The 13,819-nt window shown below is 66.3% G+C and carries 13 protein-coding genes and 1 pseudogene; 10 read left to right on the top strand and 4 right to left on the bottom strand.

All coding sequences use genetic code 11. From position 1 onward, the window contains the following. Positions 1 to 5: 5 nt before the first annotated feature. Complete coding sequence (locus tag H4V95_RS09015; protein WP_196868164.1) at positions 6 to 1,163, top strand: acyl-CoA dehydrogenase family protein; 1,158 nt, start codon at positions 6 to 8, stop codon at positions 1,161 to 1,163. A 13-nt stretch (positions 1,164 to 1,176) separates the two neighbouring features. Here the strand turns inward: H4V95_RS09015 and H4V95_RS09010 are convergent, their stop codons facing one another. Continuing rightward, positions 1,177 to 1,410, bottom strand: coding sequence for a DUF5703 family protein (locus H4V95_RS09010; RefSeq protein ID WP_196868165.1), 234 nt, complete (start codon positions 1,408 to 1,410; stop codon positions 1,177 to 1,179). Positions 1,411 to 1,450: 40 nt separating this feature from the next. Here H4V95_RS09010 and H4V95_RS09005 point away from each other — a divergent pair, with 40 nt between their 5' ends. Next, complete coding sequence (locus tag H4V95_RS09005; protein WP_209729986.1) at positions 1,451 to 1,675, top strand: hypothetical protein; 225 nt, start codon at positions 1,451 to 1,453, stop codon at positions 1,673 to 1,675. Here the strand turns inward: H4V95_RS09005 and H4V95_RS09000 are convergent. Beyond that, entirely contained in the window at positions 1,672 to 2,610 is a 939-nt protein-coding gene (locus tag H4V95_RS09000) for an aldo/keto reductase (RefSeq protein ID WP_196868167.1), read from the bottom strand. The genes H4V95_RS09005 and H4V95_RS09000 overlap by 4 nt on opposite strands. A gap of 74 nt (positions 2,611 to 2,684) precedes the next feature. On the opposite strand from H4V95_RS09000, the gene H4V95_RS08995 reads away from it, so the two are divergent. Together H4V95_RS08995 and mshC are read left to right on the top strand one after the other, a co-directional pair. Then, on the top strand, positions 2,685 to 3,509 hold the full coding sequence (locus H4V95_RS08995; RefSeq protein WP_196868168.1) for an undecaprenyl-diphosphate phosphatase: 825 nt from the start codon (positions 2,685 to 2,687) through the stop codon (positions 3,507 to 3,509). Between the two features lie 73 nt (positions 3,510 to 3,582). Then, the gene (gene mshC, locus H4V95_RS08990; RefSeq protein WP_196868169.1) at positions 3,583 to 4,860 is read left to right on the top strand and encodes a cysteine--1-D-myo-inosityl 2-amino-2-deoxy-alpha-D-glucopyranoside ligase; all 1,278 of its coding nucleotides are present in this window, start codon (positions 3,583 to 3,585) and stop codon (positions 4,858 to 4,860) included. Positions 4,861 to 4,969: 109 nt separating this feature from the next. Here mshC and H4V95_RS08985 read toward each other — a convergent pair. Both H4V95_RS08985 and H4V95_RS08980 read right to left on the bottom strand, forming a co-directional pair. Next, a pseudogene (locus tag H4V95_RS08985) lies at positions 4,970 to 5,867 on the bottom strand (IS5 family transposase). Between the two features lie 82 nt (positions 5,868 to 5,949). Next, a complete protein-coding gene (locus H4V95_RS08980) occupies positions 5,950 to 6,804 on the bottom strand; it encodes a PAC2 family protein (RefSeq protein WP_312884090.1) in 855 nt (284 codons plus the stop codon). Between the two features lie 139 nt (positions 6,805 to 6,943). On the opposite strand from H4V95_RS08980, the gene H4V95_RS08975 reads away from it, so the two are divergent. The 6 genes from H4V95_RS08975 (at position 6,944) to H4V95_RS08950 (ending at position 13,814) form a co-directional block, all read left to right on the top strand. Continuing rightward, positions 6,944 to 7,732, top strand: a complete 789-nt coding sequence (locus H4V95_RS08975; protein ID WP_209729982.1) for an HAD family phosphatase — start codon at positions 6,944 to 6,946, stop codon at positions 7,730 to 7,732. Beyond that, the gene (locus H4V95_RS08970; RefSeq protein WP_209729980.1) at positions 7,729 to 8,886 is read left to right on the top strand and encodes a site-2 protease family protein; all 1,158 of its coding nucleotides are present in this window, start codon (positions 7,729 to 7,731) and stop codon (positions 8,884 to 8,886) included. The genes H4V95_RS08975 and H4V95_RS08970 overlap by 4 nt, the downstream gene beginning before the upstream one ends. A 52-nt stretch (positions 8,887 to 8,938) precedes the next feature. Further along, the gene (locus H4V95_RS08965) at positions 8,939 to 10,030 is read left to right on the top strand and encodes a tRNA (adenine-N1)-methyltransferase (protein ID WP_209729978.1); all 1,092 of its coding nucleotides are present in this window, start codon (positions 8,939 to 8,941) and stop codon (positions 10,028 to 10,030) included. A 96-nt stretch (positions 10,031 to 10,126) separates the two neighbouring features. After that, positions 10,127 to 11,896, top strand: coding sequence for a proteasome ATPase (gene arc, locus H4V95_RS08960; RefSeq protein ID WP_209729976.1), 1,770 nt, complete (start codon positions 10,127 to 10,129; stop codon positions 11,894 to 11,896). Further along, a complete protein-coding gene (gene dop / locus H4V95_RS08955) occupies positions 11,893 to 13,548 on the top strand; it encodes a depupylase/deamidase Dop (RefSeq protein WP_209729973.1) in 1,656 nt (551 codons plus the stop codon). The genes arc and dop overlap by 4 nt, the downstream gene beginning before the upstream one ends. Positions 13,549 to 13,598: 50 nt before the next feature. Further along, the gene (locus H4V95_RS08950) at positions 13,599 to 13,814 is read left to right on the top strand and encodes a ubiquitin-like protein Pup (RefSeq protein ID WP_209729971.1); all 216 of its coding nucleotides are present in this window, start codon (positions 13,599 to 13,601) and stop codon (positions 13,812 to 13,814) included. Positions 13,815 to 13,819 lie beyond the last annotated feature (5 nt).

The following is a 13,819-nucleotide window of genomic DNA, read 5'->3' as shown; positions in this document are numbered from 1 at the left end:
CTCCAGTGGACACACCAGTTGAAATCCTCCCGGACAGCCTCCTCGAGACGTTCCGGGAGCGCGCCGCGGGCTACGACTCCCGGAACGAGTTCTTCCACGCCGATCTCGCCGACCTCAGGGAGACCGGCTACCTTGCCCTGATGGCCGCCACGGGCGACGGCGGTCGCGGGCTGGGCATCGAAGCGACGGCCGCCTGCCAGCGGCGGCTGGCATCGGCCGCGCCGGCCACGGCGCTGGCCATCAACATGCATCTCGTGTGGACGGGGGTCGCCCTGCTCCTGCAGCGTCGGGGTGACGCCTCCCTGGACTACGTTCTCCGGGAGGCCGCCCAGGGGGAGCTGTACGCGTTCGGGCTGTCCGAGCCGGGCAACGACGCGGTCCTCTTCGATTCCGTCACCATGGCGACGCCCCAGGTGGGCGGCGGGTATGCGTTCGCGGGCACCAAGATCTTTACCAGCCTCGCGCCAGCCTGGACCCGGTTGGGTGTGTTCGGCAAGACCACGGCAACCGACGGTACTGAGCAGCTGGTGCACGGCTTCGTGACCCGGGGCACCCCCGGGGTCCACACGGTTCAGGACTGGGACACCCTCGGGATGCGTGCCAGCCAGTCACACACCACCCGGCTCGACGACGTCGTCGTCCCTGCCGAGCGCATCTTCAGGCACCTGCCCGTGGGCCCGAACGCCGACCCGCTGGTGTTCGCCATTTTTGCGGCCTTCGAGACGCTTCTATCAGCGGTTTACACGGGGATCGGCGACCGGGCGCTGGCTCTGGCGGTCGGCTCTGCCGGCCAGCGGACCACCGGCAAGGGGCTACCGCTGGCACAGACCCCGGAGGTCCGCTGGCAGGTCGCCGACGCGGCAATGGCCATGGATTCCCTCGACGCGCAACTGCGGTCCGTGGCACGCGACCTCGACGCCGGCGCCGACCATGGGGGCCGTTGGTTCGCGAAACTGGTGGGGCTGAAGCTGCGGGCCACCGCGGTGGCCCGCGAGGTCACTGACGCCGCGCTGCATCTGGCGGGAGGGCAGGGCTTCCGGACCGGAAGCGAGATTGGCAGGCTCCACCGTGACGTGCTTGCGGGCCAGTACCATCCGTCGTCCACCGAGTCGGCCCACCGGACCGTGGCCACAGCCTGGCTCGGCCAGCTGGAGGACACGTAGGGGGCCCGGCGTCCTACGCCGTCCGCTCCACCCGCATCACCTTGCGGCGCATCCAGTAGCGACGCCCACCGCCGATGTAGATGCAGCTGCGCTCCAGCTCCCACTTCCCGTACTCGGCGTGTTCGGTCAGCGCCTGACGTGCGGCGTTGACCGGCTCGCCCGCTTTAACGGTCAACACCAGGTACTCGTAGCGGCGCTCGACACCGCGCTTTGGTGCCGTCGTCGCGTTTAGAAATTGTTCGCGCATTTCCCTCCAATTTTGACCACTTTACCGATAACGTCTACCCATGAGTATTGATCCGCGTGTCGCGCTCCAAACCCTGGTTTCGGCGCTTGAGGAGCATCTCAACGCGGCCGCGTCCCGTCGCAGCGAGGAGGACCCGGCTGTGGAGGCCGCCTACCTCGCCGTCGCCGACGCCTTCGATACCTATGAGGAAGTCCTGTACGACGCCCACGGGGAAGTGACCCCGCTGGTCATCTACGAGAGCGACGACGACGACGACGAATCCTAGGACGGCGCCGATACCTCGCCCAGCACCTCGGAGATCTGCTGCGGCAGCGGGTCCTGAGCCGCGGCGAGCACGTCCTTGAGCTGATGACTGGTCCGGGCCCCGACCAGTGCGGCGGTCACGGTTGGTCGGTGCAGCACCCAGCGCAGCGCTACCTCAAGGGGCGCCAGATCCAGGCCCTTCGCCGCCGTCACTACCGCCTCGACGACGCGGTGCGGGCGGCCGGTGAGATACGGCTCCACATACGGCGCCCACAGGTCCGACGCCGCCCGGGAATCCGCGGGGGTCTGCCCGCGGTACTTGCCTGTCAGTACGCCACGGCCCAGCGGAGCCCAGGCGAGCAGACCGACACCCAGGGCCAGGGCCGCGGGGGTTGCCTCCCGTTCCACCGTGCGGTTCAGCAGTGAATACTCGGCCTCGTGGGCGACCAGCGGGAAACCGGCGGTCGCCGATGCGAGGGCGAGCTCCCAGCCCGCCTGGTTGGACACCCCGACGTAGCGGGCACGCCCGGTACGGTAGGCGACTTCCAACGCCCCGAGTGTTTCGTCCAGCGGCACCCCGGCTTGCCGGGCCGGCGCCAGCCACAGGTCAACGTGGTCCGTCCCCAGCCGGGCCAGGGAGGCGTCGAGAGAGTCGAGCAGTCCCTTGCGCGACGCGTCGGACCGGCGAACACCTCCGTGTGAGCGGGCAAGCCCACCCTGCACGGCGAGGACCAGCTCGGAGCGGGCCACAATGTCGCCGATCAGGTCTCCCAGCATCGCCTCCGCCCGGCCATCCGAGTAGCGGGCAGCGGTGCCCACCAGCGTGCCCCCGCCCTCGGTGAACAGGCGCAGCTGTTCACGGGCGGTTTCTTCATCCGCATCCTGACCCCAGGTCATAGTGCCCAATCCCACACGGGATACCGCCAGACCGCTGCTGCCCACGTTTTGCCACTGCATACGGTAAGCCTAAAGCCTCCGGCAGGACGGTGACCTCCCGGCCCTTGGCAGGTGGGTGCTCTAAGGTCTTAGATGTGAATTGGATCGAAGCTGCCATCCTGGGCCTGGTGCAGGGCCTGACGGAATTTCTCCCCATCTCCTCCAGCGCCCACCTGCGCATTGTCGGCGAGTTCCTGCCCAACGCCCAGGATCCGGGTGCCGCCTTCACCGCGATTACCCAGCTGGGCACCGAGACGGCGGTGGTGGTGTTCTTCTGGCGCGACATTGTCCGGATCATCAAGGCCTGGACCGGGTCGCTGGTTGGCAAGGTCCACACAAGCGACCCTGATGTGAGAATGGGCTGGCTGGTGATCCTCGGCAGCCTGCCCATCGGCATTCTGGGTTTGCTGTTCCAGGACCAGATCGAAAGCACACTGCGCAGCATGTGGCTGACCGCCACCATGCTGATCGTGTTCGGGCTGATCCTGGCGGTCGCCGATGCCGTCGGGAAGCAGGATCGAACACTTGAGCAGCTGACCTTTCGCCACGGAATCTTCTACGGTTTCGCCCAGGCACTTGCCCTGATTCCCGGCGTGTCCCGGTCGGGTGGCACCATTACCGCCGGCCTGTTCATGGGCTACAACCGTGAGGCCGCGGCCCGCTACTCCTTCCTGCTGGCCATCCCGGCGGTCTTCGCCAGCGGGTTCTTCCAGCTGGTCAAAAGCTTCGACGAACCCGGCCCGTACGGGCTGGGGGAGACGGCCCTCGCCACCGGCATCGCGTTCGTGGTCGGTTTCGTCATCATCGGCTGGTTCCTCAAGTTCGTCTCGACCCGCAGCTATGGCCTCTTCGTCTGGTACCGGATCCTGCTCGGGCTGGCGCTGTTCCTGCTGCTCGGGTTCGGCATCATCAACCCTTGATCCATGCTGTGACCACGGCGGACCGCACCACCGCTGGTCTGGTGCGCCCGGTGGAGAACGTATTGTAGAAGACGTGATTGCGTGGAACTCTCGACCTATTCCTGCCCTGCCTGGCCAGACAGCCGGCATCGGCCTGTACGACACCAAACAGCAGCAGCTGGTGAACCTGCCGCCGGAACCCGGGCAGGGACTGTATGTCTGCGGAATCACCCCCTATGACGCCACCCATATGGGCCACGCGGCCACGTATGTCGCGTTCGATCTCCTGAACCGTCTCTGGCGGGACTCGGGCGCCGTCGTGAACTATGTCCAGAACGTCACCGACATCGACGACCCCCTGCTGGAGCGGGCAACCGCCACCGGGGTGGACTGGATGGACCTCGCCATCGAGCAGACCGATCTGTTCCGTGAAGACATGTACGAACTCAACGTCATCCCACCCGAGCACTACATCGGGGCGGTGGAGTCCATCGGCTGGATCGTGCCGGTGATTGAATCCCTGCTGGAGCGCGGCATCGCGTACCCGGTGGCGGGCGACGGCGCCGAGCCCGACGGCGACATCTACTTCTCGGTGGACGCCGCGACGGCTTCGCTATCGGGTCCCGAAGCGTGGTTCCTCGGAGCGGTGTCCCACCTGGGAGAGGACGAAATGACCGGACTCTTCGCCGAACGCGGCGGGGACCCGGAACGTCCCGGCAAGCGGCACCCGATGGACCCCCTGCTCTGGCGGGTGGCCCGGAGCGGCGAGCCCGACTGGGACGGGAACACCCTGGGACGGGGACGGCCCGGCTGGCACATCGAATGCGCGGTGATCGCCCAGCGGTTCCTGAACCTGCCCTTCACCGTGCAGGCTGGCGGCTCCGACCTGGTGTTCCCGCACCACGAGATGAGTGCGGCCCACGCGGAAGCGGCCACCGGCACCCCGCTGGCCCGGCACTTCGCCCACGCCGGGATGGTGGGACTCGACGGCGAGAAGATGAGCAAGTCCCGCGGCAACCTGGTGCTCGTGTCCACCCTGCGCCGCGACGGCGTCGACCCTGCAGCAATCCGGCTGGCGATCCTGAACCACCACTATCGCTCCGACTGGTCCTGGACCGACAAGGTGATTCCCCGCGCCCAGGACCAGCTGGCCAGCTGGCGTCTTGCACTGGGCTCCGCCACCACCGAATCGGCGGCAGGGCTCACCCAGGAGTTGCGCAGCGCCCTGGCCAACGATCTTGACGCCCCGGCGGCCGTGGCAGCCGTCGACCGGTGGGCGGCAGTCGCACCCGCGACCGCTGGCACGGCGGCCGGCGCGGACGCCGTCGTCGACGCACTGGACGCCCTGCTGGGCATCAGGCTCACCCGTTAATCCTGGGGAAACCTGGACTTACCGACCGAACAAACAAACGAACAAACGTCCGTCCGCGCGCTGAATGAACTCCAGCCGACGGTAGCCCCGCTCGTGCCGGTCGAGACGACTAGGGCGCGTCTCCTAATTCTTTGAGCCAAATAGTGATGGCTCGGAGTACGACTCCTCCGCGGTAGGTGAGGGCGAGTTTGTCGTACCGGGTGGCCAGACCGCGCCATTGTTTGAAGGTGTTGAAGGAACGTTCAACGACGTTGCGCCGTTTGTAGGCTTCCCTGTCGAGACCGACGGGTCTTCCACCACTGCGGCCGCGGCGTTTACGGTTCGCTTGCTGGTCGGAGCGTTCCGGGATGACCGCCTGGATCCCGCGGGAACGCAGGAGGTTCCGGTTAGCTTTGGAAGAATACGCCTTATCTCCCAACGCCCGGTCCGGCCTGGTCCGAGCCCTGCCTTTGCCTATCCGCGGGACGTGCAACGCATCGAGCAAGAGCGGAAACATTGGTGAGTCCCCGCCCTGGCCCGGTCCGATGAGCATCACCAACGGCCGCATTTTCCCGTCGCAGAGATGATGGATTTTCGTCGTCAACCCGCCACGGGAGCGGCCGATCGCGTGGTCAGGAGGCTCCTCGCGCAGTTTCATGTAATTCGACAGGTCCCCCTGTGGTGCGCGGAAGGTTGGTTGGGTGTTGGTGAGCCCGGTTCACTGTCGAGTCCACGGAAACCTCCCAATCGATCATCCCTGCCGCGTCAGCTTCTGCCAGCAACTGGGTGTGGATCCTGTCCCAGGTGCCATCGCTGCTGAACCGGCGGTGGCGTTTCCACACCGTCTTCCACGACCCGAAACACTCCGGCAGATCCCGCCACGGGATTCCTGCCCGGAACCGATAAACGATGCCCTCAACGACCAGCCTGTGATTGTTGAAGGGGCGGCCCGGGCTTCCGTCCGAGCTTGGCATCAACGGCTCAATCCGAGCCCACTGAGCATCCGACAAAACAGCAGTACGTGACATACCACCAGCATCCCAAAGACCTCACCGAACAATAAGGAGACACGCCCTAGTGCCTGACAGGACGACGGGGGCCGCAGGGGGATCAGTCCTTGCGACGCTTCTTGAGGTACCGCTCGAACTCGCGGGCGATCGATTCACCGCTGGCCTCGGGAAGCTCGGCGGTGTCTTTCGCCTCTTCCAGCTGGCGCACGTAGGCGGCCACCTCGGGGTCCTCGATGGCCAACTCGTCGACGCCGCGCTCCCACGCCTCCGACTCCTCCACCAGAAGGTGCATGTCCAGTGAAAGGTGGAGCATCTCCTCGAGCCGGTTCAACAGGGCAAGCTGTGCCTTGGGCGAGGGTGACTGTCCCACATAATGGGGGACCGCTGCCCAGAGGGACAGGGTCGGAATGTCGGCGAGCAACCCCACCTCGCTGAGTACCCCGACAATCCCGATGGGGCCCTCGTAGGTTGAGGGCTCGACGTTGAGGTTTTCCCGGACCAGCTCGTCGTCCGAGGTGACGGTGACGGGGATGGGGCGGGTGTGTGGCACATCGGCCAGGAGCGCACCCACCAGAATGATGCAGTCAACATCAAGTTCCTTGGCGGAGGCAATCAGCTCCGCTGTGTAGGCTCGCCACTTGTAGGACGGTTCCACCCCGTGCACCAGGATCAGGTCCACGTTGGTATCCGGAACCGATGCGTTGGTGATCCGCGTGGTGGGCCACTTGATCTTGCGCTGGCCCTTGGAGTTCCGTGACACCACGGGGCGGGTGAACTGGAAGTCGTAGAACTCGTCGGCGTCGATCGTCGCAACCTTTTCGCTGCCCCAGTACCTGCCCATGAACTTCAGGGCGTCGCTGGCCGCTTCGCCGGCGTCATTCCACCCCTCGAAGGCGGCGAGCATGATCGTGACCCTGCGATCGGGCGCAGCACTATCCTGGAAAAGGCCACGGATTCCGGGCTGGACGCTCTCATCAAAGGTACTCACCACTTCACCCTAAACCTCAGCGCGCGCTGTTGGCAGGTATTGACTGGCGCTTCGCGCAGAGCCAAAGGAGCCGTTGCCGCGCTGGCAAGCCCCGTAGACTGGAGCCATGGCTACCCCCGATCCCAGTACAGCTGCGCCGATTTCCGGGCAGGCAACCCGCGAGAACGCAGGGGAACTGCACGACGGGACTCTGCCGAAGGGACTGCTCCAGGCGGTCCTCTGGGACATGGACGGCACCATTGTCGACACCGAGCCCTACTGGATCCAGGCCGAGAAGGATCTGGTCGCGGCGCACGGCGGCAGCTGGTCCACCACCCAGGCGGAGGCCCTGGTGGGTCAGGCACTGTCCTTCTCGGCTGGCGCCCTGCAGGAAGCCGGTGTCGCCCTGTCCATCCGCGACATCATCGATCACCTCATCGCTGAGGTGCAGGCCCGGGTGGCCGAGTCTGCCCCGTGGCGCCCGGGAGCGCGCGAACTGTTGGCGGAACTCGTGGCGCAAGGCATCCCCTGCGCCATGGTCACCATGTCCGAGAAGCTTCTGGCCGACGAGGTGGTGCGGCAGCTCCCACCGGGCACCTTCGATTTCCTGGTCACCGGGGATATGGTGCAGCGCGGGAAGCCTGACCCCGAGCCCTACCAGCTGGCTTTCGACGCCCTCGGCGGGGCTGACGGCGCCCTCCTCAAACACCGCGTGGTGGCCATCGAAGACTCCCTGCCCGGCGCCACATCCGCCGAAGCCGCCGGGCTGGTAGCCCTCGCGGTGCCACACATGGGACCCCTGCCGACGGATCGCGGCTGGTACGAGTGGCCCACCCTGGCGGACCGGTCGGTCGCCGACCTCACGCGGCTGGTCCACGGCCACCGCGGAGCACCGGTGGAGCAGGCCGCGCTGTGACCTCACCCGAGCCCCAGGCGCTGCAACGGCGCGAGGGCCTCTCGCTGGGGCGGTTGTGGGGGATACCCATTGTGCTCGCCTGGTCCTGGTTCATCATCGCCATCTTCGTGGTGCTGGTTTTCGGGCCCCAGGTGGAACGCGCGTTCCCCGGTATCGGGCTCGGCGCCTACGGGGTGGCGCTGAGCTACGCGCTGCTGCTCGCCGCCTCCGTTCTGGTCCACGAGTTGGCCCACGCCCTGTCGGCACGCGTCTTCGGCTGGCCGACCGCCCGCATCGTGCTGAACCTCTGGGGCGGACACACCCAGTTTGAACACTTCAACGCCAGTCCTGGCCGCTCCCTCATCGTCGCGCTGGCGGGTCCTGCCGCAAACTTCCTCCTGGCTCTCGGGGGCTGGCTTGCCCTCCCACTGTTCGAACCTCAGTCGGTGGGGCGACTGCTCGCCGACATCTTCATCTGGGCGAATCTCCTGGTCGCCGTATTCAATGTGTTGCCCGGGCTTCCCCTCGACGGCGGAAGGATCGTTGAATCGGCCGTCTGGAAGGCCACCGGCAATCAGGACAAGGGAACGGTCGCAGCGGGCTGGGCTGGCCGGATCATCGTGATCCTCCTGGTCGCTGCCGTGGTCGGGCTTCCCCTGCTGGTGGGCGGCACGCCCGACCTGACGGTCGTCGTCATCGCCGCCGTGATGGGCGCGTTCCTGTGGATGGGGGCGACGGCGGCCATCCGCAACGCACAGATGCGGCTTCGCCTGCCCGCGGTCAGCGCGGGACGGCTGAAGCAACCGGCCCTAAGTATCGCCGCCGGAACCTCGGTGGAGACCGTCCGGCGGCTCGTCAGGGACAACCCGGGAGCCGCGGTTGTCCTCACCGGCGCCACCGGGGTGCCCGAGGCCGTGGTGGACACCGGCGCGCTGGTCAGCGTGCCCGACGACGCCGCGGACAGCACCCCGATCAATGCCGTGGCGCGGGCGCTTGCCCCCGGAGCCTATGTGCCTGAGTCCGCGCAGGGCCAGGAACTGGTCCAGTTCCTGGCAAAACTCCCCGGCACCGAATACGCGGTGATCGACCGTCAGGGCCGCGTCACCGGGCTACTGCATCAGGCGACCGTTATCTCCGCGATTACCGGCAAGCCCCATCCCGGCCAGCACTCCTAAACCCCGCCAGCGGCGCGCACTCACCACCCCACTAGCTAAGGACCTTCGAAAGATGAACACCCCCGGAACTACCCCCGCGGACCACCCACCCCACGGGGCCGCCGCCCGCCGGGGCCCTTTCCGCCCGGGTGAGCGCGTGCAGCTGACCGACGAGAAGGGCAGGATGAACACCATCACCCTGACCCCCGGCGGCGCGTTTCACACCCATAAAGGGTTCCTGCTACACGACGGGTTGATCGGTTCCCTCGAGGGCACCGTCCTGGAAAACACCAGCGGCCAGCTCTACCAAGCACTGCGCCCGTTGCTCTCCGACTTTGTCCTTTCAATGCCCCGCGGGGCGGCAGTGGTCTATCCCAAGGACGCCGGCCAGATCATCACCATGGCCGACATCTATCCGGGGGCGCGCGTGGTCGAGGCCGGTGTCGGTTCGGGAGCGCTGTCCATCTCCCTTCTCCGGGCCGTCGGCGACGCCGGCTACCTCCACTCCTTTGAACGCCGCTCCGAATTCGCAGACATCGCGCAGGGCAACGTCGAAACCATCTTCGGTGGGCCCCACCCGGCATGGAAGATCAGCCTGGGTGACTTCCAGGAACAGGTGGTGGAGCAGGAGGAACCGGGCAGCGTCGACCGCGTGGTCCTCGACATGCTCGCGCCGTGGGAATGCCTGGACGCAGTGGCCACGGTGCTTGCCCCCGGCGGTGTCTGGATCAGCTACGTGGCCACCGTGACCCAGCTGTCCCGGACAGCTGAAGCGATCCGGGCCGACGGGCGGTTCACCGAACCGGACGGCTGGGAGTCAATGGTGCGCGGCTGGCACCTGGAAGGACTCGCGGTGCGGCCCGACCACCGGATGGTGGCACACACGGGGTTCCTGCTGATCACCCGCCGCCTGGCGCACGGGGTCACCGGGCTGACCACGAAGCGGCGCCCCTCGAAGACCGATTTCAGCGCCGAGGACCTGAACGCGTGGACCCCCCAGGCGGTGGGCGAGCGTGAGGTCTCCGACAAGCGACTGAGGAGGGTCGCGCGCGATGCCAGCTCCACCATCCAGCGCGGCGCCCTGCCGGCCGACGAAGCCCAGGCCCGCCGTGACCAAGTTGCTGCCGATACCCTCCGTGCGTCGGACGAGTCCTCCGACCAGTAGCCCTGAACCTCACACCGGCGACTTTCAGGAATTACCCGGCGCTCTGCGCTATGGTCGAAGGAGAGCAATAACCAAGCACTGAAGGTGGCGACACGCATGGCTGACTTCGAGCACGTTGATCCAACGGAACCATCGGCTGGCGAAGCGCATCAGGCCGGTGCGGCGGCCAGCCAGTTGGCGGCAACCCAGCGGCAGTTGAACGTCCTGCGGGACCGGCTGCGTAACATCGACCGGCAGCTCGCGTCCGCAGCCCAGAACAACACCAAACTGGTTTCGGCACTCGAAACCGCCCGGGCCGAGATCGTCCGGCTCAAGGGCGCCCTCGAAAATGAGGGTGCCACCCCGTTCAGCTTCGGCACGATCATCCAGATCAACCCCCAGCGGGCTGCGGAGCCCGGTTCGACGGCGGCCGCCACCTCGCAGGAGACCGCTGACATCCTGCAGTCCGGCAGGAAACTCCGGGTCTCAGTGAGCCCGCTGATCAACCTGGCGCAGCTGATGCCCGGCCAGGAGGTGCTGCTCAACGAATCCCTGACCATCGTCGCGGGCCTGGCCTTCGAACGCGCCGGCGACCTGGTGACGGTCAAGGAACTGCTGGGATCCGACCGAGCCCTCGTGATCGGCCGCGCCGACGAGGAGCGGGTGGTCCGGCTCAACGGGCCCCTCCAGGCCGAGCGGATCCGCGTCGGGGACGCCCTCTCGGTCGACAACCGGTCCGGGTACGCGCTGGAGAAAATCCCGCGCAGTGAGGTGGAAAACCTGGTCCTGGAGGAGGTTCCGGACATCGCGTACGAGGACATTGGCGGCCTCGGACCCCAGATTGAACAGATCCGCGACGCCGTTGAGCTGCCGTTCCTGCACCCGGACCTGTACCGCGAGCACGGACTGAAAGCCCCGAAGGGGATCCTGCTCTACGGTCCGCCCGGCTGCGGCAAGACCCTCATCGCCAAGGCGGTGGCGAACTCGCTGGCTGCACGGGTGATGGAACGGACCGGCTCCAACGAAACCAGAAGCTACTTCCTGAACATCAAGGGCCCGGAGCTGTTGGACAAGTACGTCGGCGAAACGGAGCGTCACATCCGGCTGATCTTCGCCCGGGCCCGTGAAAAAGCGTCGGACGGCAGCCCTGTCGTGGTTTTCTTCGACGAGATGGACTCCCTCTTCAGGACCCGGGGCACCGGGGTGTCCTCCGATGTCGAGACCACCATCGTCCCGCAGCTCCTCAGCGAGATTGACGGCGTCGAAAAGCTGGAGAACGTGATTGTGATTGGAGCGTCCAACCGGGAAGACATGATCGACCCGGCCATCCTCCGGCCCGGCCGACTGGACGTGAAGATCAAGATCCACCGCCCCGACGCGGAGGGTGCCGCGGAGATTTTCGGCAAGTACATCACCGAGAACCTGCCCCTGCACGCCGAGGACCTGGGCGAGCACGGCGGCAGCCGCTCCGCCACTGTGCAGGCGATCATTCGGCGCACTGTCGAGAAGATGTACTCCACCGAAAAGTCGAACGAATACCTGGAGGTGACCTACGCCAACGGGGACACCGAGATGCTCTACTTCAAGGACTTCAACTCCGGCGCGGTCATCCAGAATGTGGTTGACCGGGCGAAAAAGTATGCGATCAAGGATCTGTTGCTCGATAACCAGAAGGGTCTGCGGATAGAGCATTTCCTGCGTGCCGTCGTCGACGAGTTCCGCGAGCACGAGGACCTTCCCAACACCACCAACCCCGACGACTGGGCGCGTATTTCCGGGAAGAAGGGGGAGCGGATCACCTATATCCGCACCATCGTGCAGGGTAAGGCCGGCCAGGAACCCGGGAAGACCATCGAAACCACAGCCAATACCGGACAGTATCTGTGACGCGAGCCGGACCGCCAACCGATCCCTCAGTTCTCGACCCAGCCCGGTTCTCCGCCCACCGCGTGATGGGCACCGAAACCGAGTACGGCATCATCGCTCCATCCATCCCGGACGCGAACGCGACGGTCCTGTCCTCGCAGGTGGTCAACGCGTACGCTGCGACCCTCCGGGAAGGGCTCGGCAATCTGGCGGGCACCCGGTGGGATTACACCGACGAGGCACCGCTGGCCGACGCGCGGGGTTGGCACCAGACCCGGCATGCCGCGGACCCATCCCAGCTGACCGACGCCCCACCGGTCCTGACCGCCGAAGAGATCGCCATGCTGGACTCGCCGCTTGACGACGTCGGCCCGCTGGACTCCACGGTGCTCATGAACCTGGTCCTGAACAACGGTGCCCGGCTCTACGTCGATCACGCCCACCCCGAGTATTCGTCCCCGGAGGTCACCAACCCCCTGGATGCTGTGCTGTGGGACCGTGCCGGCGACGCCGTCGCACTGGCAGCGATGCGGCGCATCGCCGCCACACCGGGCTTCGCACCCGTCCACCTGTACAAGAACAACACCGACAACAAGAGCGTGTCCTACGGCTCACACGAGAACTACCTGGTGCCCCGCAGCGTCCCGTTCCATCACCTTGCCGCCGTGCTGACCCCGTTCTTCGTCACCCGCCAGACCCTCTGCGGGTCCGGCCGGGTGGGTATCGGCGCGTTGAACCAGGCGCCCGGTTTCCAGCTCAGCCAGCGGGCCGACTTTTTCGAGAACGAGATCGGACTGGAAACCACCGTCCGCCGTCCCATCATCAATACCCGGGATGAGCCGCACGCGGTCGCCGAAAAATACCGCCGCCTGCACGTGATCATCGGCGACGCGAACCTGAGCGAGACGTCCAACTACCTCAAAGTGGGGACCACGTCCCTGGTGTTGTCCCTGATTGACCGGAAGAGGGCCCCGGTCCCGGAAATCCACGATCCGGTCCGCGAACTGCAGGCCATCAGCCACGACCCCACCCTGAAGCACCGCGTCAGGCTGGTGGATGGCCGATCGGTCACGGCACTGGACGTGCAGGAAATGTACCTGGAAGCCTGCCTCAGCGAATCAGCACGGCAGGGCGGTACCGACCAGCAGAGCGCTGACCTGTTGCACCGGTGGGGGGCCCTGATCGACGTCCTGCGCCGGAATCCCCTCGACGCGGCACGCCAGCTCGACTGGGTGGCCAAGCTCAAGGTCCTCGAGGCGTACCGGAGTCGCGACGGGATGGCGTGGGACGATCCCCGGCTGGCCCTGGTCGACCTGCAGTACTCGGATCTGCGACCGGAGAAGAGCATTTACCACCGGCTGGCGGCCAGGGGAGAAATCGACCGGTTGGTCACCGACGAGCAGGTCACCGCTGCCGTGTCGAACCCGCCGGAGGACACCAGGGCCTACTTCCGGGGGCACTGCATCAGCAGCTTCCCCCGTGAGGTGGTGGGTGCCAGCTGGGATTCGATCATCTTCGAACTGCCCTCCCAGCGCCGGCTGCAACGGATCCAGACCCGGGAACCGCTCCGGGGTACCGCCGCGCTGACCAGGGAATTGTTCGCCGCGTCGGCGGACGCGGAAGAATTTGTTTCGCGGCTATTGAGCAGGCCACAATCCAACATGGCACCATAGAGATCACTAGGTAGTGCGCATCACATCCGCAGCAATGAAAGGTGCCAGCCATGGCTACACAGGACCGCAGAAACACCGGGTCACGTCCCGCGGAACAGGACGAGGAACAGGACACCGAAGTTCCCGACGCCGGGGGGGCACCTGAGGGCGGAGCACCCACGGTACAGACCCAGGGCGTCGACGACCTGCTGGATGAGATCGACGGGGTGCTCGAATCCAACGCCGAAGAATTTGTTCGCGGATTCGTCCAGAAGGGCGGGCAGTAACCTCC

It is taken from the genome of Arthrobacter sp. CAN_C5 (assembly GCF_017875735.1).
Lineage (GTDB): Bacteria > Actinomycetota > Actinomycetes > Actinomycetales > Micrococcaceae > Arthrobacter_D.
This window is presented reverse-complemented; position numbering and strand designations above follow the sequence as displayed.